This is a genomic window from Streptomyces sp. NPDC037410, from assembly GCF_055602235.1.
Genome location: NZ_JBVJWR010000002.1, coordinates 421,539 through 444,912, shown reverse-complemented (window position 1 = coordinate 444,912; position 23,374 = coordinate 421,539). Strand labels below are relative to the sequence as shown.

14 protein-coding genes are annotated in these 23,374 nt (G+C 73.7%); 9 read left to right on the top strand and 5 right to left on the bottom strand.

Translation table 11 applies throughout. The features are described 5' to 3' along the window. The first annotated feature begins 1 nt into the window (after position 1). From ACZ7HT_RS04875 to ACZ7HT_RS04850, 6 genes are read left to right on the top strand one after another with little or no spacing between them, the layout of a single operon-like run. Positions 2 to 1,225 carry a Kelch repeat-containing protein gene (locus ACZ7HT_RS04875; RefSeq protein WP_471159781.1) on the top strand — a complete coding sequence of 408 codons (1,224 nt, stop codon included), beginning with the start codon at positions 2 to 4 and terminating at the stop codon, positions 1,223 to 1,225. Next, the gene (locus ACZ7HT_RS04870; RefSeq protein WP_471159779.1) at positions 1,222 to 2,364 is read left to right on the top strand and encodes a Kelch repeat-containing protein; all 1,143 of its coding nucleotides are present in this window, start codon (positions 1,222 to 1,224) and stop codon (positions 2,362 to 2,364) included. Before ACZ7HT_RS04875 ends, ACZ7HT_RS04870 begins: the two co-directional genes overlap by 4 nt. 36 nt (positions 2,365 to 2,400) lie before the next feature. Further along, positions 2,401 to 3,438: a hypothetical protein gene (locus ACZ7HT_RS04865; RefSeq protein WP_471159776.1), complete on the top strand. Its 1,038-nt coding sequence runs from the start codon at positions 2,401 to 2,403 to the stop codon at positions 3,436 to 3,438. 5 nt (positions 3,439 to 3,443) lie between these two features. Beyond that, positions 3,444 to 4,187, top strand: a complete 744-nt coding sequence (locus ACZ7HT_RS04860) for a hypothetical protein (protein ID WP_471159773.1) — start codon at positions 3,444 to 3,446, stop codon at positions 4,185 to 4,187. Then, positions 4,097 to 5,305 carry a hypothetical protein gene (locus tag ACZ7HT_RS04855; protein ID WP_471159771.1) on the top strand — a complete coding sequence of 403 codons (1,209 nt, stop codon included), beginning with the start codon at positions 4,097 to 4,099 and terminating at the stop codon, positions 5,303 to 5,305. The genes ACZ7HT_RS04860 and ACZ7HT_RS04855 overlap by 91 nt, the downstream gene beginning before the upstream one ends. Before the next feature lie 5 nt (positions 5,306 to 5,310). Further along, a complete protein-coding gene (locus ACZ7HT_RS04850; protein WP_471159768.1) occupies positions 5,311 to 11,757 on the top strand; it encodes a Tc toxin subunit A-related protein in 6,447 nt (2,148 codons plus the stop codon). A gap of 115 nt (positions 11,758 to 11,872) precedes the next feature. Here the strand turns inward: ACZ7HT_RS04850 and ACZ7HT_RS04845 are convergent, their stop codons facing one another. Further along, positions 11,873 to 13,090, bottom strand: a complete 1,218-nt coding sequence (locus tag ACZ7HT_RS04845) for a glycosyltransferase (protein ID WP_471159765.1) — start codon at positions 13,088 to 13,090, stop codon at positions 11,873 to 11,875. A 36-nt stretch (positions 13,091 to 13,126) separates the two neighbouring features. Beyond that, positions 13,127 to 14,062, bottom strand: a complete 936-nt coding sequence (locus ACZ7HT_RS04840) for a zinc-binding dehydrogenase (RefSeq protein ID WP_471159762.1) — start codon at positions 14,060 to 14,062, stop codon at positions 13,127 to 13,129. Between the two features lie 76 nt (positions 14,063 to 14,138). Between ACZ7HT_RS04840 and ACZ7HT_RS04835 the strand changes: the two genes are divergently transcribed. After that, positions 14,139 to 14,804, top strand: a complete 666-nt coding sequence (locus ACZ7HT_RS04835; RefSeq protein WP_471159760.1) for a TetR/AcrR family transcriptional regulator — start codon at positions 14,139 to 14,141, stop codon at positions 14,802 to 14,804. A 181-nt stretch (positions 14,805 to 14,985) separates the two neighbouring features. On the opposite strand, the gene ACZ7HT_RS04830 is transcribed toward ACZ7HT_RS04835, so the two are convergent. Continuing rightward, on the bottom strand, positions 14,986 to 15,654 hold the full coding sequence (locus ACZ7HT_RS04830) for a class I SAM-dependent methyltransferase (protein ID WP_471159757.1): 669 nt from the start codon (positions 15,652 to 15,654) through the stop codon (positions 14,986 to 14,988). Between the two features lie 283 nt (positions 15,655 to 15,937). Between ACZ7HT_RS04830 and ACZ7HT_RS04825 the strand changes: the two genes are divergently transcribed. Both ACZ7HT_RS04825 and ACZ7HT_RS04820 read left to right on the top strand, forming a co-directional pair. Further along, positions 15,938 to 17,539 (top strand): hypothetical protein, encoded by a 1,602-nt coding sequence (locus ACZ7HT_RS04825; RefSeq protein ID WP_471159754.1) that lies wholly within the window; start codon positions 15,938 to 15,940, stop codon positions 17,537 to 17,539. A gap of 444 nt (positions 17,540 to 17,983) precedes the next feature. After that, a complete protein-coding gene (locus ACZ7HT_RS04820) occupies positions 17,984 to 21,346 on the top strand; it encodes a S8 family peptidase (RefSeq protein ID WP_471159751.1) in 3,363 nt (1,120 codons plus the stop codon). 38 nt (positions 21,347 to 21,384) lie between these two features. On the opposite strand, the gene ACZ7HT_RS04815 is transcribed toward ACZ7HT_RS04820, so the two are convergent. Beyond that, positions 21,385 to 22,338, bottom strand: a complete 954-nt coding sequence (locus ACZ7HT_RS04815) for a nucleoside hydrolase (RefSeq protein WP_471159748.1) — start codon at positions 22,336 to 22,338, stop codon at positions 21,385 to 21,387. 80 nt (positions 22,339 to 22,418) lie between these two features. Then, entirely contained in the window at positions 22,419 to 23,291 is an 873-nt protein-coding gene (locus ACZ7HT_RS04810; RefSeq protein WP_471159746.1) for an APC family permease, read from the bottom strand. Positions 23,292 to 23,374: the final 83 nt, after the last annotated feature.

Below are 23,374 nucleotides of genomic sequence, written 5' to 3'. Positions count from 1 at the left end.
AGTGCGCGACCTACTGGCCGGCGGAGCGGGGACAGCCGGGGGCACGGCATCGGCCTCGGCCGGGCGCGGCTCGGCGGTGCGGACCGGAGGGGGCGGCTGGACGGCCGCCGGGGACCTGCCGGTTCCTTTGGTCTACTGGCACGGCCAGTACGAGGGTCCGGTCACCCTCGAGGACGGCCGGGCGCTCGTCGCGGGCGGCGCGGGGCCGCTCCTGGTCTCCCTGGACGACTCCTGCGTGTACGAGCCCGGCCCCGGCTCCTGGACGGTGACCGCGCCTCTGCTCGAAGGCCGTCGCCTGCACTCCCTCACGGCGCTCCGCGACGGCCGCGCGCTCGCCGCCGGCGGTGTTCCCGGACGGCAGGCCTATCCGCAGCCGACCGTCGGCCACGCCGAGCTGTTCGAGCCCGGCGGCGGGACCTGGCGGGCCACGACGGAGATGACCGAGGCGCGCAACGGGCACTCGGCGACGGTGCTCGACGACGGGCGGGTCCTGGTCGCGGGCGGCCAGCGGCCGCGCTCCGCCCACGACATGGGCACCCTCGCCACCGCCGAGATCTTCGACCCGGTGCACGAGACCTGGACGCCGACGGGCGGCATGACCGTGGCCCGCTGGGGCCACGTGGCGGTGCCGCTGCCCGGCGGCCGTGTCCTCGCCGTGGGCGGCATGGTCGCCACCACACGGTACGGCGCCTCCCCGTCCCTCGGCCTGTGCGAGGTGTACGAACCGGGGAGCGGCACCTGGCGGCCGACCGGGTCGCTGCGCGAGGCCCGCGCCGTGCACACGGCCGTGCCGCTCCCCGACGGTTCCGTGATCGCCGTCGGCGGGGACCCCGGCCGTGCCTCGGACGACGCCCGCTTCCACCCGTACAGCCTGGCGAGCACCGAGATCTACGACGTCACGACCGGCGTCTGGCGTCCGGGGCCGCCGCTGCCGTGGGGGCGTTCCTACCATAGGGCGGCGGCGACCGGGGACGGCGTGCTGGTCTTCGGCGGCACCGAGAGCGCATGCCTGCACACGGGGTTCGCGAGCACGCTGCGGCTGCGGGACGGCGCCGGGCACTGGGAGGCCGCGGGGCCCCAGCTCACCGGCCGCTGGTCGTTCGGGGCGACCGTGCTCGGGGACGGGCGGGTGCTCGCGGCGGGAGGGGTCTCCCGCATGGACGCCGCCGCGCCCCGGACCGACGAGGGCGTCCCGGCCCGCTCGGCGGAGGTGTTCACGCCATGAGCCGAGGACAGTGGGGGCCGGCCGGCGAACTGCCGTGGGAGCGCAACCTGTTCGGAGCGGAGAGCGCCGCCCTACGCCTCAAGGACGGGCGCGTCCTGATCGCCGGCGGCGGCGACGACCGGCTCGGCGCGCAGGACGGGGCCGCGCTCTTCGACCCGCGCGCCGGGACGTGGACCGCCGCGGCGCAGCTGCGCGAGGCGCGGCGGATGCACTCGACCACGCTGCTCACCGACGGACGCGTCCTGGTGGCCGGCGGCTCCGGGGCGTCGGGCTTCCCCGTACGCGCACTGGACAGCGCCGAGGTGTACGACCCGGCCGAGCGGCGCTGGTCGGACGGCGGGCGGATGGGGCAGGCGCGCTGCGGGCATTCCGCGACCCTCCTGCCGGACGGCCGGGTGCTCGTCGCCGGTGGCACCGCGGCCCGCTCCGCGGACAGCGAGCGTTCCCTCGCCTCGGCCGAGGTCTTCGACCCGGCGTCGGGGCTCTGGACCCCGACGGACCCCATGGCCGACGCCCGCTCCTTCCACCCGGCCGTGGCCCTGCCCGGCGGCGGGGTGCTGGTCGCGGGCGGCTGGGCGGCCACCCGGCGCGACTGGCGGGGCGGAGCGGGTCTCGCGTACTGCGAGCGCTTCGACCCCGCCACCGGTCGCTGGACGGTGACGGGCGGCTTCTTCTCGGCCCGTACGGGACACCGGCTCACGGTGCTGGCCGACGGGACGGTTCTCGCCACCGGCGGCGGCGACCCCGACGCGGGCACGCGGGGGCGCCCCGACCCGTACAGCCGGGCCACCGCCGAACGCTACGACCCGGCGACCGGCACCTGGAGCCGTGAGGCCGACATGCCCTGCGGCCGGGCGCTGCACCAGGCGGTGCGCCTGCCCACCGGCGAGGTCCTCGTCATGGGCGGCACCGACGACCTGCTGGGCGAGGCCGGTTACCGCAGCACCGCGCGCTACGACCCGCGTTTCGGGACCTGGACGGAGGGGCCGGGGATGGCGGTCGGGCGGATCGACTTCGCCTCGGCCGCCCTCGCCGACGGCCGGGTCCTGGTGGCGGGCGGCTCCGTGCGGACGGGACCGGCGGCCCCCACCGGCTCGTTCCTCCGTCTCACCCGCACCAGCGAACTGTTCACCGCCTGATCGCTCGCCGTCCCCACGGCACAGAGGAGTTCCGCCATGACCGAAGCGACCGCCGGCCCACCCGACTCAGCCCCACCACCGGAGCGGCGCCTCGTCACCGGCACCGTCACCGAGGACGGCCGTCCCGCCTCCGGGACCCGGGTCGTGCTCACCGCCCGGCAGCTGCGGTCCACGAGCGGGCTCGGCGAGACCCGGACCGGGAGCGACGGCCGCTACCGTCTGGAGTACGAGCCGTCGGCCGAGCCCGCCGGGCTGGTACTGAGTGCCTCCTCGCCCGACGGCCGGTCGGCCGAGGTCTCCTGCCCGGCGCCGCGCACCGAGGAGATCCTGGACGTGACCCTGCCCTCGGACCCGCGCACCGAGTACGCCCGGGTCGTCTCGGCACTCGCACCGCTGCTCGACGGCGCCGATCCCGCCGGACTCACCCCCGACGAGGCGGGCTTCCTCGGCCACGCCTCCGGCGTCGAACCGGACCACGTCCGCCGCATGTCCCGCGCGGCCCGGCTCGCGGCCGGCACCGGGCAGCCGACGGAGCTGTTCTACGGACTGCTGCGCCGGGGCCTTCCGGACGACCCCGACGAGCTGGCACTGCGGCCTGCGCGTGCGGTACGGGAGGCGTTGACGGCGGCCGTGGAGTCCCGCCTCATCGACTCGGCGGAGGGGGCCGAGGAACTCGTCGCCGCCGTGCGCGCCCGCCAGCTGGGCGCTGAGGGCCTCGCCGGGTCCACGAGCGACGGCGCCGGGAGCGGCCGCGGCACGGTCGGAGCCGACGGTGCCGGGAGCAGCCTCAGCACGGCCGGAGCCGACGGCCCCGGGCGCACGCACGCGACGGCGAGCGTCGACGGCGCGGGGAGCACGCACGCGACCGCGAGCGTCGGCGGCCTCGACGCCGGTGCCCGTCCGTCCGCCCTCGCCCGCCTCTTCACGCTCACGGTCGCGGACCCGGAGGTGCGGCAGCGGCTCTTCTCCGCCCACCTCGACCACGACGGACCCGAGGACCGCGCCCACGAGGCCCTCCTCGCCGTCGGTGCGCCGTCCGCGACGACCGAACGGCTCGGTCTGGCCCTGAGTTGAGCCGGGTGGCCGACGGGCACCCCGAGCTGGTCGGCGCGCTCCTCGACCGCTTCGACAGCGGGGAGCTCGCCCATCCGCGCGAGCTCGTACGGCTCGACGGGCACTGGGAGGGTCTCGTGGCGGAGGCGGGCGGCCCGCCGCACGCCAGTCCACCGGCCTTCACCCCGGCGCAGTACGCCGACGAGCTGCGTACCCGTGCCGAGCGGACGTACCCGACCGCGTACGTCGCCCATCGGCTCGCCACCGACCCGGCACCGGACACCGCCCCCGCCGCCCGTTTCCTGGCCGCGAACCCGGACTTCGACCTGGTGGGCACCCCGGTCGACGCCCGCAGTGTCCCCGACGAGGAGGCCCGGCCCGAACTGGGCGCCCTCCAGCGGGTGTACCGGGTCGCGCCGCGCTTCGACGCGGTGCGGGCGCTGCGGGACGAGGGGTTCTCCTCCTCGGCCGCCATCGCGGGGGTGGCCAGGGACACCTTCGCGGCGCGCATGGCGGAGCACCTCGACGAGACCGAGGCCCACGCGGTGCACGCGCGGGCGCTGCGGGTGCACGCCGCCGCGGTGAACCTGGTGGCGGACCTGCGGACGGCCGGCCAGTTCGAGGTGCCGTGGCTGCCGCGCGTGGAAGAGCACGCCGATCTGGTCCCGGACTGGGGGAGTTGTTCGGCTCCGCCGACTCGTGCGCGTGCAAGGAGTGCCGCACGCTCTACAGTCAGCCGGCCTATCTGGTGGACCTGCTGTACTTCCTGAAGCGGGCGCCGAGTTCGGGGTCGATGGGCGAGCTGGGCGAGAGCCCGATGGCGGACACGCTGTACGCCCGGCGGCCCGATCTGTGGCAGGTGAAGCTCAGCTGCGACAACACCGACCTGACGCTCCCGTACATCGACCTGGTCAACGAGCTCCTGGAGAACGCGCTCGTCCAGGACCCGGCCACCGGGGACGAGGTGCGGCAGAGCAGCGGGGACTCGGCGCATCTGCGGATCCAGCCGCAGTGGACGAACGACAGCGCCTACGACCGGCTGGCCAACGCCGTGTATCCGTGGACGCTGCCGTACGACCTCTGGGCCGACCGCTCCCGCAGCTACCTGTCTCTGCTCGGGGTGCGGCGCGAGGAGCTCATGGCCACCCTGCACCCGGCGGGCGCCGACTCCGTCGAGGTGGTCGCGGAGAGCCTGGGCATCACCCTGGGCGGCCTGCGGGTGATCACGGGCGAGTCCACGGAGCCGGGCCGGACGCTGGCCGCCTTCTACGGCAAGCCCTCCGCGATGCCGCCGCAGGAGCTCCTGAACTCCGTGTCGACGGTGCGGGCCATGATGGACACCGCCCAGCTGGACTATCCGGAACTGGAGTCGGTGCTCGACACCCGCTTCGTCGATCCGGGCGGCGCGCTGACCATCGTGCCGACGGATCCGAAGCACCCGTGCGCCACGGACCTGCTGCGGATCGACGGCCTCACCACGGACACCCTCGACCGGCTGCACCGCTTCGAGCGGCTGCGCGGGATCCTCGACTGGCCGGCGCACCGGCTCGACCGGGTCATCGCCACCTGCACGCCGGGCGAGCTGAGCGCTGCGACTCTGTCCTGTCTGGTCGCCGTGCGGCGCCTTTCCGAGCGGTTCGGCCTGTCCGTGGAGCGGCTGCTCTGCCTGTACGGCCCGCTTGACACCCATCTCTACCGCACGGGCGACGATCCCTCCCTGTACGACCGGCTGTTCCTCGACGACGCGGTGGTCGCCGGAGTGCCGGGCGGCCGCAACCCGTTCGCCCTGAACGCCGCCCGTACCGAGGTCGAGAGCCCGGGGGATCTGCACTCTATCCGCTGTCGGCCGCCCTGCTCGGCATCCTGGAGATCACGGACGCCGACCTGACGGTGATGCTCTCCGGGCCGCACGCGGTGGTCGCCGACACGCGGGTGACGCTCGCCGGCCTGTCGGCCCTGGTGCGGACGGTGACGCTGGCCCGCGCCGTGCGGCTGCCGGTCGCGGACCTGCTGCGCCTGTTCGAGCTGCGCGGCGGCAGTCCGTTGCGGCCCGGCGGGCGTCCGGTGCCCGGGGCGGTACCGGCCGGTGAGACCGAGCTGCCGGCCGGGCGGCCCGTACGCATCCGTCCCACGCCGGTCGACGACCCCGGGCGCCGGGAGTCCACGGCGGGCGCCGGGGGTGCGCCGGGCGAACCGCCGGCGGCCGGGGACTCCGCCGCCTCGGTGCGCGCCTCGCTCGCGGACACGGCCCGGTTCGCCGACGAGGCGGCCGCGGTCCTGGCCGGCGGGATCACGGTGGCCGAGGTCGACGCCGTACTGACCGCGACGACCGGGCCCGAGGGCTCGACCGTGCCGTCGGACGCCTCGCTCGGCTCCGTGCTCACCGGGCTGCGTGCGGCCCTGCGGGCCGTGTCCGAGCAGACCGCGCGGACCACGGACGACACAGGGGCACTGACGAGTCGTCAGCTCTCCCTGATCGGCTGGGAACCGGCCCGGGTGGAGCAGGCGGTGGCGACGCTGCTCGGGACGGCCGTGTACTCGGTGCGGATCGCCAACGACGTCGGTTCCCGCCCGTATCCCGCGGACCTCCCCGTGCGCTTCGAGCCCGGTGCCGACGGGCAGGGCCTGCTCCGGTTCACCGGGCCGATGACGCTCGCCCAGCGGGACCGGATGTACGCCCTGGGCTCCGGCGAGCTGTGGGGGATCTACGTACGCAGGCTGTTCGCGGGCCCGCGGGACTTCGTGACCACCCAGATGAACGCCTACCGGATCCCGCTGTACCGCGCGCCGCTGGCCGCCATGCCCGCCGATCTGGTGCTGCCGCCGGAGCTGGTCGGCAAGGTGTTCCACGATCCTTCGGCCGGGACTCTGTGCTCCTTCGGTCACCGCAGTCAGGAGGAGATCGACGCCCTGTCCGCCGCGAGCGGCGACGCCGACTTCCAGCGCGCCGTGCACCTGCTCCAGGACGCGCAGAACGAACCGGTCGAGGACGAGAACAAGTTCCTGGACAGGTCGCACGCCGACACCCTCTTCGACGGGCCGCAGTCCCCGGCCGACCGCTTCCGGCTGGTCCTTTCGGTGCTGCTTCCGGAGCTGCGCCGGCGGATCGGCGAGACGACCGTGAAGCTCCAGCTCGGCCAGGCGGCCGGGCTCGACGCGGCCTCGGCGGACGCGCTCCTGGGGACGTGGCTCCGGGCCCTGTCCGGGCCGGGTCCGCTGGTCCTGGACTTCCTCGATCCCGCGTTCGTCGACAGCGACCCGGCGGTGGCCGTCACGCGCACCGGCTTCCCCGTCCAGTTCACCGCCCTGTCGCTGCTGCACCGGGTCGCGCTGGCCCTGGCCCGGCTGCGGGTCACCGGCGCGGAGCTGCCGTGGGTGATGGAGTACGCGACGGGCGCCGGATGGCTCGACCTGGCCACTCTGCCGCCGGCCCCCGTCGAGGGCGCTTCGCCGCTGTACCGGCCGTTCGTCCGGCTGCTCGACCTGCTCGCGCTGCGCGAGACGGTCCCGGGCGGCTCGGACACGCTCGGGGTCGTCCTCGCCGCGGGCCACGGCCCGGGGTCGTCGCCCTACCGCGTCTTCGACACCCTGAGCGAGCGCACCGGGTGGGATCGCACGGACGTCGAGGTGCTGGGTACGGCCGACATGCTGGGGCTCGGCCTGCCCGGTGAGCTCGGGGACGAGCGCGGCCTCGGCAAACTGCGCTCGGCCATCTCGCTGCTGCGCCGCCTGGGGGTGTCGGCGGCACGTGCCCTCGCCTGGATCCCGTCGCTGCTGCCTCCGGACATCGTGCAGTCCGTGCAGATGGCCGCGAAGGCGCGGTTCTCGCCCGAGGACTGGCTGACCGCCGCCGTGCCGGTGGCGGACGCGCTGCGCGAGCGGCAGCGGGCGGCCCTCGTGTCGTACCTCGTCGCGTACCCGCTGACCACCAGTGTCGGATTCCCGTACTGGAAGGACGTCAACGGCCTCTACGACTACTTCCTGCTCGACGTCGAGATGGGCAACTGCCGGCTGACGACCCGGATGGCGCAGGCGATCAACACGGTCCAGCTGTTCGTCCAGCGGGTGCTGCTGGGTCTGGAGCCCCGGGTGCGGCCCGGGGACGACGAGACCTGGGAGCAGTGGGAGTGGATGAAGCGCTACCGGCTGTGGGAGGCGAACCAGAAGGTCTTCCTCTACCCGGAGAACTACTTCCAGCCCGATCTGCGGGCCGGTGCCTCCCCGCTCTTCACCAGGCTGCGCGACGAGCTGATGCAGAAGGAGGTGGTCGGCGACAACATGGAGGAGGTCTACCGCGGCTACGTCGACCGGCTCGACTCGGTGGCCCGCCTCCAGCCGTGCGGGATCCACCACGACTGGTCCACGGGCACGGAGGTGGTGCACCTCTTCGCGTGCACGGAGTCGGCGCCGCGTACCTTCCACCACCGCCGGTGGATCAAGAACCGGACCACGTGGACGCCGTGGGAGAAGATCGAACTCGACATGGACACCCCGGCCCTGGTGCCGGTCGTGTGGAACAAGCGCCTCCAGCTGATGTGGCCGACGTTCGTCAAGGTGGGGGACGCCAAGGCGATCACGACGCTGCCCGTGGAGGGCAGGGACGAGACGGCGATCGACTCGCCGTCGCCGTACTGGAAGATCCAGCTCAACTGGACCCAGTACGCCAACGGCGCCTGGCAGCCGAAGCGGATCACGCAGGACACGATCACGACGCTGAAGTGGCCGCAGCGGATCGTGGAGGACGAGGCCGACCCCTTCCTGAACACCGGCCCCTACCGCCTCTACCCGCAGGTCGACCCCGTCGGCGGGGAGCTGACGGTGTGGAGCGTCCACAACTACGCCAGCTACGTCAACCCCGATCCCACGCGGGGCACGCTCTCCGGGGGGTTCCGGTTCGGGCGCCGCACAGGGGCGGTGAGCACGATCCCGACGCTCTTCGTCCACGAGGACGATCCTCGGCACGACAGCAGGGGTCAGCGGTTCTTCGCGCCGACGGACAGCCAGAACATCAACAACGAGTTCGTCCAGCACCTCCCGGCGGGCGCGCCGGCCGGGTACCGCTGCCAGGTCTACCTGCCCGGCCTGACGGACCTCCAGGGCAGCAACATGGTCCTGGCCAGTCCGCAGGGCGGTCATCTCTACCGGATCCAGCTGCCGGTCGCGTTCTTCTCCCCGACGGGCTGGTACCTGGACTCCGCCACCGTCACCGACGGTGCCCGCAGCTACCACGTCACCGCGGACACCCGCACGACACGGCCCCTCTACCGGTTCACACCCATGTACCACCCGCACGTCGAGCTGTTCACCCGGCTCCTCGACGAAGGCGGCACGGAAGCGCTCTTCGACCGGTCGGTCCAGCTGGACCCCGGCGCGAAGTGGCCGCTGTTCGACTTCGCCTCGTACCAGCCCCAGGACAACGTCTCCCCGGAGCGGCCCTCCGAGGCCGAGGTGGACTTCACGCCGGAGGGCACGTACGCCGACTACAACTGGGAACTGTTCTTCCACATCCCGCTGCTCATGGCGCAGCGGCTCGGCGCCAACCAGCGCTTCGCCGAGGCCCAGCGGTGGTTCCACACGATCTTCGACCCGACCTCGCGGTCCGGCGGCGAGTCGCCCGCGCGCTACTGGATCACCAAGCCGTTCTTCCAGCAGAAGGACTACCAGCGGGACCGGATCGAGGACATCCTCAAGCGCCTCGCCGAGGGCAACGGGGACGAACGGCGCCATGTCGAGGAGTGGCTGGCGCATCCCTTCCAGCCGGACGTCATCGCCAAGTTCCGTACGACCGCCTACCAGAAGGCCGTCGTCATGCGGTACCTGGACAATCTGATCGCCTGGGGCGACAGCCTCTTCCGCGAGGGCACCCTGGAGACCGTCAACCAGGCGACCCAGATGTACCTGCTCGCCGCCGAACTCCTCGGGCCGCGGCCCGTGTCCGTACCGCCGCCGAACGAGCCGGCGCCGCTGAGCTACGCCGAGCTGCGGGCCCGGGGCGCGGCGGCGCCGGATCCGGTGACGGCGGCCGAGCACCTGATCCCGGCGGGCGGGACCGAGCCGCCGCCGGCGCGGATCGCGCCCGGCCTCGGCCTCGGCTGGCTGACGTACTTCCGCATCCCGCCCAACGACAAGCTGCTCGGCTACTGGGACACGGTCGAGGACCGGCTGTACAAGATCCGGCACTGTCAGGACATCGAGGGCGTCCAGCGGGCGTTCGAGCTGTTCGGCGCCCCGAGCGATCCTGCCCTGCTCGTCGGCGCTGTGGCCTCGGGCGCCGACCTGGCCTCCGTACCGGAGGACCTGGGCGGGCCGCTCCCCCACTGCCGTTTCACCACCATGGTCGCGAAGGCCAGGGAGTACACCGCCGAGGTCAAGTCCTTCGGGGCGCTGCTGCTGTCCGCCCTTGAGAAGCGGGACGCTGAGGCGCTCGCCCGGTTGCGCTCCGGCCACGAGACCTCCCTCCTCGACGCGGTGCGCGAGGTGCGGCTCGCCCAGGTCGCCGCGGAGGCCCACACGGTGGCGGGGCTCCAGCAGGCGCGCGACGCGGCGAGGAAGCGGCAGGACTACTACGGGTCGCGGCAGAAGATGAACGCCGGGGAGAAGGCGCACGAGGCCCTCAGCTGGACGGGGATCGGCTTCCAGGGCATCGCGGCGGCCATCGACATGACGGTGAGCGTGATGCGGCTGCTCCCGGAACTCAAGCTCGGCTCGCCGACCACGATCGGCGCGACCTGGGGCGGCACCAACCTCGGCGAGGGACTCAAGGGCCTGTCGGGCTCGCTGTCGCAGATCGCCGGCACGTTCCACTCCGGGGCTTCGCTCGCGGCGACGCTCGCGGGCTACGAGCGGCGGTCGGAGGACTGGGGCCTCCAGAAGGGTCAGGCCGACTCGGACATCGCCAACTTCGACGCGCAGATCGCGGCGGCGGTCGTCCGCCACGAGAACGCCCGGCGGGAGCTCGCCAACCACGACCTGCAGGCCGCGCACACCCGGGAGGCGGACCGGTTCCTGCACGACAAGTACACCGGCCAGGAGCTGTACGACTGGATGGTGGGGCAGCTGTCCACCTCGTACTTCCAGGCGTACCAGCTGGCGTACGAGACGGCGGAGCGGGCCGAGCGGGCGATGCGGTACGAGCTGGGCGCCGACGGCCCGCCGCTCGTCCGCTTCGGCCACTGGGACACCCTGCGCAAGGGCCTGCTCGCGGGCGAGCGTCTCGCGAGCGACCTGAACCGGCTCGACGCCGCGTATCTCGCGGAGAACTCCAGGGAGTTCGAGCTGTCGAAGGCGGTGTCGCTGGCCCAGCTCGACCCGAACGCCCTGCTCGCCCTGAAGGAGACCGGCAGCTGCTACGTGTCGCTTCCGGAGGCGCTGTTCGACCTGGACACCCCCGGTCACTATCTGCGGCGGATCAAGACGGTGAGTTTCACGGTGCCGTGCGTCGGCGGGCCGTACACCAGCGTGAACCTGACGGCCACGCTGCTGCGCAGCAGTGTGCGGACGGACCCCCGGCTGCCGGGCGACCGCTATGCGCGGCAGAGCCCGGACGGCCGCTTCCGGGACTACGCGGGCCCTATCCAGTCGGTGGTGACGAGCACCGGCCAGGACGACAGCGGGCTCTTCGAGACGAGTCTGCGCGACGAGCGCTTCCTGCCCTTCGAGGGGGCGGGCGTCATCGGCGAGTGGCGGCTGAGCCTGCCGCAGGAGTTCCGGCAGTTCGACTACGAGTCGATCGCCGACGTCGTCATGCGCCTGCGGTACACGGCGCGCGACGGCGGGTCCGGCCTGGCCGACCGGGCCGTGTCCGAGCTCCGCGACGGCCTGAACGGCTGGCTCCACGCCCACGGCGGCAAGGGCCTGCTGCGGGCGTTCAGCGCGCGGCGCGAGCTCGGGGACCAGTGGTACCGGTTCGTGAGCGGAGCGAGTCCGACGCTGCGGTTCCCGGTGTCCAAGCGCTGGTTCCCGCGCCTGTTCGCCGACGACGGCATCGGCGTCACCGATCCGCAGGCCGTCCTCGTCCTCTCCACGGACCTCGTCCCCGACGGCACCAAGCGGTACGTGGACTGCTACGGAAGCGGGGCCGGCGACCTGACGCTGACCCTGACGCCCCCGGGGGGCCGCGGCGCCCCGTCGACGCTCAGCGCGGACCCGCAGCTGAAGGGCCAGCCCCGGGCCCGCTTCACCGGAACGGGCGGGCGGGTCCCCGAACACGACGAGGACTGGCTGCTGACCGTGCCGGTACAGGGCCTCGACCCGCTCCTGCGGAAGGACGGCGGTCTCGACCCGGACGCGGTGGTGGACGTGCTGCTCGTGTGGGAGTACGAGGTGACGCGGGTGGCGTGAGACGGGACGGCCGGGGTCCGCGCCTCGGGAGCGGCCCCCGGTCCGTCCATTCACGCCGATCGAAGCACTCCGCTCACCCCGGCCTCCGAAGCGCGCCGCACGCGCCCCGCCCGCGTCAGCGGGTGGACCGCGTGCCGATGTGGGCGAGCAGCGCGGCGGCGCCGTCCTCCGCGGCGAGCCCGTGGGCGAGTTCGGCCGCGCGGCGGCGGTGGGACGGCTCGGAGAGGCAGGCCGTGATCGCGTCGGCGAGGTTCTCGGCGGTCAGGTCCGCGAACGGCACGGGCCGGGGGGCCACTCCCAGGGCGTGCAGCCGGGAGGCCCAGAAGGGCTGGTCGTACATGACGGGGACGGGCACGGCGGGTGCGCCGGCCCGGAGTGCGGCCGCGGTGGTGCCCGCCCCGGCGTGGTGGACGACGGCGGCGGTGCGGGGGAAGAGCCAGTCGTGCGGGACGTCCCCGACGGCCAGGACGTCGTCGGAGTCGTGGCCGACGAGCCCGGCCCAGCCCGCCTGCACCACCGCGCGCACGCCCGCGCGCCGTACCGCCGCGCCCACCAGTTCGCTGAGCCGCTCCCCCTGTCCCGCCGCCATGCTGCCGAAGCCGAGGAACACCGGGGGCGGACCGGCCTGGAGGAAGTCGACGAGTGCGGTGGGAGGTTGCCAGCCGTCGGGCCGCGCGGCCCACCAGTACCCCGTGACGTGGACCCCGGACGGCCAGTCCTCGGGGCGCGGCACCACCAGCGGGCTGTAGCCGTGGAAGGCCGGCCGGATGTCCCCCGCCGCCGAGGGCGTGGCGGCGGGCAGTCCGAGGCGGTCGCGCAGCCGGGTCACGGCACCGGCGAAGACCCCGTCGGCGCGCTTCAGCACGTCCTGTCCCGCGGCGAGGTTGCCCTCGGGGCCGAGGCCTTCGGCGTTGCGCGCGTTGGGGAGCGGGAACTCCCGGGTGGCGAAGGACGGTACGAGGTAGGTGCCGACGACCGGGACGCCGTGGGCCGCGGCGGCCGTCCGGGTCAGCGGTGCCGGGCCGTGCGCGGTGAGGAGCAGGTCGGCGCCGTCCGCCACGGCGTCCGCCACCCCGTCGGCGAGCCCGTCCGCGTACGCCCTGGTCAGGGCCTGGGCCTCCGCGCGCGAGGCGGCCCGGGACCAGTCACGGATCAGCGCTTCCGGGTCCCCGGGCACGGTGCGGTGCTCGAGACCGCACCCGGCGATCAGTGCGGCGAAGGACGGGTGGGCGGCCACGGCGACCTGGTGGCCGGCGTCGAGCAGGCGGCGGCCCAGGCCGGTGAAGGGGGCGACGTCTCCCCGGGATCCGGCGGTGATGATCAGAATGCGCATGGCGCCATCCTCCTCCGGGCCGGCGTCGCCGGGATGTCAGCTCTGGTCGAACGTCAGGACCGCCTTGCCGTGCAGGTCCCCGGCGAGCAGGGCGGCGACCGCGCCGGCGGCGTCGTCCCAGCCGCCCCGCCAGGTGATGCCCGGGTCCAGGGTGCCGTCGGCGACGCGGTGGGCGAGCCAGCCGAGGTCGCGGTCGAGGCCGGCGCAGGAGAGCAGGAAGAAGGTCACGACGGACCGGTCGTGCCGGCCCTGGTCGCCGAACAGCGCTCCGAACGGGAAGTCCTCGCCCGTGCCGGCGGAGTGGCCGAGGGCGACCAGCGTGCCGCCCTCGGCGAGGGTGTCGTACGCGTCGACGAGGAGGGGGCCGCCGACCAGGTCGACGACCCCGTCCACGGGCCGGGAGGCCTCCTTCGGCGCGCGGACCACCTCGTGTGCTCCGAGGCCGCGCAGGAGCGCGCCGTTCGCGGCCGGGGAGCTCGTCGACGCCACGACGCGGGCGCCCGCCGCGCGGGCGAGCTGGACGGCGTACCGTCCGACGCCTCCGGTCGCCCCGGTGATCAGGACGTCGCGGCCGAGGAGCGGGCCGAGGCGGTGCAGGGCGCGCAGGGCGCTGGTGGCGGCGACGGGGACGGTCGCGAGGGCGCCCGGGTCGGCGCCGGCGGGGGCGACGCCGATCAAGGCGGTGTCGACCGCGCGGAGTTCGGCCCAGGCGCCGTCGGGCATCAGGGTCACCACGGGGGTGCCGGCGGCGGGTCCCGAGCCGTCCGCGGCGGCCCGCTCGACGATGCCGGCGGCGTCCCAGCCGAGGACCGAGCCCGCCGGGGCGGCGCCGAGGCCGAACGCTATCTCGCCGGGGTTGAGCGAGGTCGCGGTCACGCGGACCAGGGCCTGGTGGGGGGCGGTTTCGGGGTCGGGGGCGGTGCCGAGGCGGAGACCGCCGGGGGCGGAGGGGTCGACGAGAAGGGCGCGCACAGAGGACCTCCAAGATTCTGCCACTGAGTGGCATAAGCCTATAGGTAGCGTTCGCCGCTCGGATACAGTGGTGCCGATGACCGCCGAGACCTCCCCCACACCCCCCACGTCCCGCACGCTCCCGCTGCGCGAGCGAAAGAAGCTGCGCACCCGGCAGACGCTGATCGACACGGCGCTCGACCTGTTCGGCGCCCATGGGTTCGACGGCGTGACGCTGGACGGGCTCTGCGAGGCCGCCGAGGTGTCGAAGCGGACCTTCTTCCGCTACTTCGACAGCAAGGAGGACGTCGCCATGGCCCCCACACAGGACCTGTGGGCGGCCTTCCTCGACGTCCTGGAGTCGTGCCCGGCCGACGGCCGGCGGCTCCTCGCGCTGCTGGAGGACGCCCTCGCCGAGGCCGTCGGCCGGATGCCGGCCGACGGATGGGCCGGACGCGTCCTGGCCGCCCGCCGCCTCGCGGCCCTCACGCCCTCGATGGACGCGCACGGCCTCGCCTTCTGCGACCGCACCACGCGGTCCGCGCTCGCCGTGGTCGAACGCCGCTTCGCCCTCCCGGGCCCCGACGGCCGGCTCCACGCCCGCCTGGCCCTCGACCTGCTCGTCGTCCTGTTCCACCGGACGCTCGACGCCTGGGTGGCCCAGCCGAAGGGCCACACCCCCGACGACCTCGTCCACCGCCTCCGCGCGACGGCGGCACAACTGCCGTCGACCCTCACCGCAACGGCGGGGCCGCACGCCTGAGCCCGGGGCCTACGCCTAGACCGGGGCCGCATGGCCTGACCTCAACGAGGGTCACGGTCCATGACCGGCCCCACGCGGGCACGCCGCTGCCCGGCGTGGTGACCCGCACGAGGCTTCTTCACCCGCTGAGCAGCACACGGCCACCGGGCCCCGCCGCCCCCCGGCCGTGTGCGCGGGGGTCTCAGCGGATGCGCTTGGCCATGACGACCACGCCCGGGCCCGTGTGTTCGTCCGCGGGGAGGCGGAGTTCGGCGACCGGGTGGAGGCCGGACTGTTCGATCAGGTGGACGAGTTGCTCCGGGCGCCACTGGTGGGTCGTCCAGCGGATGGAGTCGGTCCAGTACGCCTCGGTGCGCAGGATGTCCTCGTCGCCGACGTGGGTGGCGGCGATGAGGTGGCCGCCCGGCTTGAGGGCGCGCGCGAACATGCCGAGGACCTGCGGGAGCACCGCGCGGGGGAGGTTGAACAGCGACCACCAGCCGAGTACGCCGCCGAGGGACTCCTCGGCGAGGTCGAGTTCGGTGGCGGAGGCGACGGCGAAGCGGCAGTGCGGGTACAGGCGGCGGGCGTTCTCGATCATGCGCGGGGAGAGGTCGACCCCGGACACGTCGAGTCCGCGCTCGGCGAGGTACGCGGTGACCGTCCCGGGTCCGCAGCCGACGTCGAGGACCGGGCCCAGCTGCCCCACCGTGTCGGCGAAGGCGTCGATCGACGCCTTGTGCCACGGGTGACGTCGGATGTCGCCGATTCCCGTCGTCGTCACCATGTGGGCGTAGTTGTCCGCCACGCGGTCGTAGGACTCGCGGACCGTGTCGAGGTCCGCCGGGCGGTCGATGCCGTGGGCGCTCATCGGCACATGGTAGGACCGCCCACCGCACGAGCGCCCACCGTGTGGATCTTGTGGGGATCGGTGACGGGTCTTGCGCCGAACCGGACGCCGGGCGGGCGGGCCCGCGGTCGTCCGGGCAGCCCGAACCTCGGCCGTACGCGCGGCGCATCGTACCTGAGGGAGCATCAACCGGCCGAGCATTCGATGGCGTTGTCGATGCATTCGTCACGGTTGCCTTTCCCTCCGGCGTTCTGGAACCCTCCGTTCGACTTGTCTGACACACCGACAACGGAGGCAACCTCCCATGCCCTCACGGCGCATACGCCGCGCCTGGCTCACGGCAGCCGTCGCGGCCTCGCTCGCCGTCACCGGTCTCGTGGCTCCGGCCCAGGCCGATGTCGTCCCGACCAGCTCCTCGGACCCCACCGTCCAGGAGCCGCTCACGACCGTCGCCGCTCCCTCGGCGCTCACGGCCGCCGGCTGGACCTCGCCCGGCGGCACGGCCGACCCGAGCGACTTCACGATGTCGCCCGGCGCGCTGAACTCCGAGACCACCGCCCGGGTCGCCCGCCTGGACGCCGTACTCCCCAAGTCGGGCGTGCAGAACCTCCTCGCGGGGGCGAACCGCACCGTCACGCCCTGGTGTTCCCGCGACCCGTTCGGCACCGCTCCCGACCCCGACATCAAGTACTGCCTGCAGAGCGACGACTCCACCTCCCCCGAGTGGGTCCCGCAGGGCTTCACCGGTGTCTCCGACGCCCAGGACGACGAGCTGTGGGGCACGGCCGGGAACATCCAGCTGTTCGCCTCGTACGACGGCTCGGACCCGGGCCGGGAGACCGACCCGAACCCGGCGACCGGCGACTGCACCGAGGCCGAGCTGGCGGCCGACGACGCCTGCAACCAGAAGGGCGTCCGGATCACCTTCGTGCAGAGCCGGACCAACCCGGCGACCGGCAGCCCCGAGATCAAGTACCGGCACGTCCTGCTGGGCTGGACGTACATCAACTCGGCGGACCACGTCTCCTTCGACGGGCTGCACGCCTCCGAGTACCCGATCCAGAAGGGCGTCCACGCCGGCGGGATCGTCTGGTACGGCAACTACCTGTACGTCGCCGACACCCGTAACGGCCTGCGCGTCTTCGACATGCGCTCCATCATGGACCTGGACCCGGACGGCGACCCCAGCACGCACGACGCGATGGGCGCCGACACCGACGGGGTGCAGACCACCGCCAACACGCAGGACAAGACGAAGGTCGGCCGCCACGACAACGTCTGGTACAGCTTCGGCTACCGGTACGTGATGCCGCAGGTCGCCGCGTGGAAGTTCAAGGCGGCGCAGGGCAACCCGGCGGGTTCGTACGCCTGCGTCTCGACCGGCGCCCCCAAGGCCTCGTACATCTCGCTCGACCGCACCACCGGCACGGACCGCCTGATCATGGGTGAGTACTGCCGCCCGGCGTCCGGCTACCCGTCCACCGGCCGCGTCTCCTCGTTCGAGATCGCGGCCCTGGAGGGCCGCACCGCCGACGTGACCTCCCAGGGCTGGGCCAACTACCTGCCGCTGCCCAACGGCGGCGCGCAGGGCGCGGCGATCCACGGCGGCACCCTGTACGTGAACGAGTCGAAGGGCACGGACGAGCCGGGCCAGCTCTGGCGCTTCGGCTGGGACGTCGACAAGGCGCTGGTCACGAACGGCCGGCAGCCCATCAAGACCGCCCGGGGCGCCGAGGACCTCTACGTGGAGCGCGGCACGGGCCGGCTCTGGTCCCTCTCCGAGCACCGTCCGGGATCGGCGCCCGACTGCACCGAGAACCGGGACGCGGCCGACCCGGTGGGCACGGACTACTGCCAGCGGGTGCTCTACGGGCACAAGCTGAGCTGGCTCGACAGCCAGCCGTAGCCACGGGAGCCGACCCCTGGCAGTAGCCGACGGTGTCATCCCCGCCGTAGCCGCGGGGATCATCCCCCGCCGTACCCGGACGGAAATCCGTTCCGTCCGGGTACGGATACGGCCAAGAGGAGGGGCGTGCTCCGAGTGGGCGACCGCCGGCCTGCGGAAAGGCCGTGAAACCTGCCCCGCCGGGCGGTCCGGCCGGTCCGGTGCGCATCGCCGTCGCACAAGGATCGCCCCGCCGTCACGCTCTCGTCACACCGCCATCGTCGCCCCATCGCACTCACGGACTTCAGGATGGCTTGAAACCCCACGGCTCAACGCCCTTCTCCCCAGCCGTCGTTGATCGCGTCTCACATACTGCGCTGACCGACGGCGGGTGCTCTGGCACCGCCGGCCGGATCCGACCACCCGACCTCGTCCCGAGCTCCTGGGGGAGACTTGCGCGCACACGTGCAGAGAGCACGCGCCTTCACCGTCGCGGCGGCCACATCGGTGGCCCTCGTCGCAGGCATGACCGGCCCCGCGACGGCGATCGCCGTCCACGCGGCGGCCGCACCCGACACCGCCCCGCGCCTCGGCGGCACCGAGCGGATCCCGCTCGTCACCGGCGACCACGTGGTGGTGAACGCCACGGGCCGCATGGTGGGCTTCGAAGCCGCCAAGGGCCGTGAGCACATACCCGTACAGATACAGCGCACCGGGGACCACACCCTCGTCGTGCCCGCCGACGCCCGGCGCCTGATCGCCACGGGCCGCCTGGACCAGCGGCTCTTCGACCTCGACGTGCTCACCGACCCCCGGCTGCGCAGGAGCCGGCGCGCCGGGCTCAAGCTGATCGTGCGGTACGAAGGGGCCGCCGGCGCCGCGCGCGCCGAGGTCCGCGCGGCCGGCGACACCCAGGTGCGGCGCACGTTCCCGACGCTCAACGCCGATGCCGTCCGTACCTCCCCTGACGACGTGGCCCGGGTGTGGGAGGCGCTGACCGACCGGCAGAAGACCGGCGCGCGCGTCGCCGCCTCCGGCATCGCCACGGTGTGGCTGGACGGGGTGCGCGGGGCGAGCCTGGACCGCAGCGTCCGGCAGATCGGCGCCGACAAGGCGTGGGAGTCCGGCTTCGACGGCACGGGCGTGAAGATCGCCGTCCTCGACACCGGCGTCGACAAGACCCACGCCGACCTGAAGACGCAGGTCGTCGCCGAGAAGAACTTCTCCGCCTCCGCCGACGCCGTGGACCGCGTCGGGCACGGCACGCACGTCGCGTCCATCGCCGCCGGCACCGGCGCCGCGTCCGAGGGCCGGTTCAAGGGGGTCGCGCCCGGCGCCAAGGTGATCAGCGGGAAGGTCCTCGACGACGAGGGGTACGGGGACGACTCCGCCGTCATCGCGGGCATGGAGTGGGCCGCCGCCGAAGGCGCGGACGTCGTCAACCTCAGCCTCGGAGGCCCCGACAGTCCCGGCACCGACCCGCTGGAGGCGACGGTCGACCGGCTCTCCGCCGAGAAGGGGATCCTGTTCGCGATCGCGGCGGGCAACGAAGGTGAGTCCGGTGCGTCGTCCGTCGGTTCGCCGGGCACCGCGGACGCCGCGCTGACCGTCGGCGCCGTCGACAAGGACGACCGGCTCGCGCCCTTCTCCAGCACCGGTCCGCGTGCCGGTGACGGCGCCGTCAAGCCGGACGTGACCGCGCCCGGCGTCGGCATCACGGCGGCCGCCGCCCCCGGCAGCGCCCTCGACACGCGCCCCGGCACGCCGCACCCCGCACCGGGCTACCTCCAGATCGACGGCACCTCCATGGCCACCCCGCACGTCGCGGGCGCCGCCGCGATCCTCAAGCAGCGCCACCCCGACTGGAAGGCCGCCGAGCTCAAGGGCGCGCTGACCGGCTCGGCCGAGGGCGGCGCCTACACCGCCTTCCAGCAGGGCACGGGCCGCGTCCGGGTCGACCGGGCGCTCGCCCAGAGCGTCGTCGCCGAGCCGGCGTCGCTGAACTTCGGCACGGCGCTCTGGCCGCACGCCGACGACAAGCCCGTCACGAAGAAGGTCGCCTACCGGAACCTCGGAGCGACGGACGTCACCCTCGACCTGTCGGTGTCGGCCCTCGACCCGTCGGGCAAGCCGGCCCCGGCCGGGTTCTTCACGCTCGGCGCCCCGAAGGTGACCGTGCCCGCCGGCGGCAGGGCCGAGGTCGATGTCGTCGCGGACACCAGGATCGGCGACGCCGACGGCTCCTACTCGGGCTACGTCACCGCCACCGGCGCGGGCCAGTCCGTCCGTACGGCCGCGGTGGCCGTACGGGAAGCGGAGTCGTACGACCTGACGGTCCGTACCCTCGGCCGCGACGGCGCCGACGCCCGGTACTTCGCCAACACCCTCACCGGTGTCGGCGGGCCTGCCGCGGGCTTCCAGGCCCGCGTCGACAACGAGCCGGGCGCCCACACGATCCGCGTGCCCAAGGGCACGTACACGTTCAACACGGCCGTCTACCAGGACCCGTCGGACTACGCGGCGGGCACCGACTGGATCGCCCAGCCGAAGCTGGACGTCTCCGCCGACACCACGGTCGTCGCCGACGCCCGGACCACCAAGCCGGTGGACCTCACCGTGCCCGGCCTCGCCAAGGCGGACTACGCGGGGACGTACTACGAGGTCGACTCCGACATCGGGCGCGTCGGCAACGGCTGGGTCCTGAGGGGCTTCACCGGCTTCCGCACCGCGCACCTGGGTCCGGCCGTCACCGACGGCTCCCTCCTGCAGACCTGGGACGCGCACTTCCTCAAGGACGCCACCAGCCAGTACTCGGTGGCCTTCGGCGGCAAGGTCGGCACGGTCGCGACGGGCTACACCCGGCACGTGAAGGCGGGCGAGTTCGCCACGCTCAAGGTCGGGCTCGGCGCCTCCGCGCCCGGGAAGACCGCGCTCGCCTCGCCGTACGCCCATCTGCCGGGCGCGCCGGAGGGCAACGGCTTCTCCGACCCGCAGCCCGCGCCGGGCACGCGTACCTTCTACGTCTCCACCGCCGACGGCGCCAGGTGGCTGACCCGGCTCAACCAGCTGGGCGAGCCGGACCAGTGGGGCTACCCGGCCTTCGAGGGCGGCTACGAGATGGCCCGGCCGAAGCGCTACGAGGCCGGCCGGACGTACCGGGAGACCTTCAACACGGGCGTCTTCGGCCCGCTCCTGGGCGAGGGCACGGGTGTCTTCCGTACGGCTCCCGACCCGGCCACGGGCGAGCAGCAGCTCGTCGGCTCGGTGCCGCTGTTCGCCGACGGCAAGGGGCACCCGGGCTCCGTCCCGTACACCTCGGCCAGGACGACGCTGTACCGCGACGGGGTGAAGGTCGCCGAGAACGACGATCCGCTGACCGGCTCGAAGCCCTTCACGGTCGACGGCGGCGACGCCCGGTACCGGCTGACGACGTCCGTGGAGCGGGCGGCGAAGGTCGCCTCGGCGTCCACCCGCGTCGAGGCCGGATTCTCCTTCCGGTCGCGGCAGGTCGCGGCCACCACGGCGCTGCCGGTGTCCACGGTCCGCTTCGCGGCCCCCGTCGACCTCTCCTCACGCCTCCCGGAGGGCAGGACGGTCCTGGTCCCCGTGACCGTGCAGGGCGCGGCGGCCGGGGCGAACCTCGGGTCGCTCGCCGTGTCCGTCAGCTACGACGACGGGAAGACCTGGCGGTCCGTGAAGGTCGTCGGCGGGCTGATCTCCGTGAAGAGCCCGGCGAAGGACGCCGGTGTCTCGCTCTCCGCCGAGGTCACGGACAAGCAGGGCAACACGTCGACGCTGACCGTCCACAACGCCTGGTTCGGCAGGTGACGGCGGGCCGGTAACCGGTCGCGCCGCTCGGCGGAGGGTCAGTGGGACGGCCCTCCGCCGAGCACGCGTACGGCTTCCACGATCAGGTCCCAGAACGCGTCCGTGTCGACCTCCATGCCGACCTCCGTGTCGGCCGGCCGGTCCGTCACCCCGTGCAGGTCCACCACCGTCGCGCCCCGGGTGTGCGTGCCGCTCAGCTCCACCGTCACCGCCGCCCGCACCAGGCTGACGAGGGACGGGTTGACGAGGTGGGCGACGGTGAGCGGATCGTGCAGCGGGGGCGCGTCGAAGCCGTACACCTCGCGGTACGTGGACGCGAAGTAGGTCAGCAGGTCGACGCAGAGCGCGCTCAGCGGGGTGCCGAGCGCGCCGATCCGGGCGACGACCTCTTTGGTGGCCCGCACCTGGTGGGTCGCGTTGAGGCCGAACATCGTCACGGGCACACCGCTGCGGAAGACGATGTCCGCCGCTTCCGGATCGCACAGGATGTTGAACTCGGCCGCGGGCGTGGTGTTGCCGCGCTCCGTCGAGCCGCCCATGAGCACGATCCGCTCGATCCGCCCGGCGAGCTCGGGGTGGGCGAGGAGGAGGACCGCGATGTTGGTGAGCGGCCCGGTCGGCACGAGCGTCACCGGCGCCGGATGGGCGAGCAGGGTGTCCCGGACGAGGGTGAGGGCGTCGCGCGGGTCCAGCGGCACGTCCGGCTCGCCGACGCCGAAGCCGGGCCCGTCCAGGCCGGATTCGCCGTGGATGTTCTCGGCGATCAGGGGCGGGCCGTGCAGCGGGCGGTCACGGCCCGCTGCGATCGGGACGCCCCGGATCCCGGCCACCGAACAGACCCGGCGGGCGTTGAGCGTGGTCTTCTCCAGCGTCTGGTTGCCCGCGACGGTGGTGATCGCGAGCAGGTCGATCGCGGGGTGCGCGGCGGCCAGGAGGATGTTGAAGGCGTCGTCGTGACCGGGATCGCAGTCGAGAATCACGGGAACCGGCATGCCCTCACCGTGCCACATGCGCCCCCGTGTGCACAGGACGCGTGCTCGGCCGCGGCGCGGCCGAGCACGGTCCGCCCGCCTCAGGCCTCCGCTTCGGCGACGGCCGGCTCCGGGGCCTCCCTTCGGGCGATCAGCAGGCCGAGGGCTCCGACCAGGAGCAGTACGGCGACCGTGCCGAGGGTGAACGCCTCGAACGTCGTTCGGGACAGGCCCCACACCTCGTCGAAGGAGTACCCGATGCCGAACAGCGCTTCCAGGGTGCCCGGGAACAGTGCGCACCAGGAGCCGACGACGATCCAGGCGTAGACGAGCGCCGCGCAGGTCATGAAGCCGCGCTGGCCGAAGGGGACGCGGTAGGGGCGGACGACGTCCGGGCGGCGCAGGCGGAGCAGGACGAGCGCGGGCACGATGACGAGGTAGGACAGCAGCAGGGTGGTGACCGCCACGGTGAGGACCACGGCGAACACGGCGCCCGCGTCGCCTTCCGCGACCCGCATGGCCACGATCATGAACACGGTGGCCACGACCCCGGAGAGCAGGTTGGTCCGCACGGGCGTGCCGAGCCGGGGGTGGAAGGCGCCGAGCGCGCGGCTGAAGGAGCCTCCGTCGGCCGCCGCCATCGCCTGCATGCGGTCGCTGACGATCATCCACGCGCTGCCCTGGGTGAGGAGGGCGAAGACGAACATGACGGCGGTGAGCGTCAGGAGCGGGCCCGCCGCGTCGCCGTAGATGCCGAAGACGAGGCGGGCGCCTTCCATGAAGCCGCCGATGCCGGTGACCTGGCGGGCGGGGACGACGGCGAGCAGCGCGAGCACGGGCAGCAGGTAGCAGCAGGCGGCGACGGTCGCGGAGCGTCCGAGCGCGGCGGGCACGTCGCGCTGCGGGTCGTGCATCTCCTCGCCGGCGGCGTTGGGGGCCTCGAAGCCGACGTACGCGAAGAGCAGGATCGGCACGAGGGCGAGGAATCCGGCCGTGGTCGGGGTGAAGCGGGCGTCGGTGAGGCCGTGGAAGCCGTGTTAGGGGTCTGCGCGTCCCA

What these genes read in the sequence shown, in the direction of transcription:
- ACZ7HT_RS04870 (WP_471159779.1), top strand. Translation starts at nt 1,222, where the DNA reads ATGAGCCGAGGACAGTGGGGGCCGGCCGGCGAACTGCCGTGGGAGCGC.
- ACZ7HT_RS04865 (WP_471159776.1), top strand. Translation starts at nt 2,401, where the DNA reads ATGACCGAAGCGACCGCCGGCCCACCCGACTCAGCCCCACCACCGGAG.
- ACZ7HT_RS04850 (WP_471159768.1), top strand. Translation starts at nt 5,311, where the DNA reads ATGCTCTCCGGGCCGCACGCGGTGGTCGCCGACACGCGGGTGACGCTC.
- ACZ7HT_RS04845 (WP_471159765.1), bottom strand. Translation starts at nt 13,090, where the DNA reads ATGCGCATTCTGATCATCACCGCCGGATCCCGGGGAGACGTCGCCCCC.
- ACZ7HT_RS04835 (WP_471159760.1), top strand. Translation starts at nt 14,139, where the DNA reads ATGACCGCCGAGACCTCCCCCACACCCCCCACGTCCCGCACGCTCCCG.
- ACZ7HT_RS04830 (WP_471159757.1), bottom strand. Translation starts at nt 15,654, where the DNA reads ATGAGCGCCCACGGCATCGACCGCCCGGCGGACCTCGACACGGTCCGC.
- ACZ7HT_RS04825 (WP_471159754.1), top strand. Translation starts at nt 15,938, where the DNA reads ATGCCCTCACGGCGCATACGCCGCGCCTGGCTCACGGCAGCCGTCGCG.
- ACZ7HT_RS04815 (WP_471159748.1), bottom strand. Translation starts at nt 22,338, where the DNA reads ATGCCGGTTCCCGTGATTCTCGACTGCGATCCCGGTCACGACGACGCC.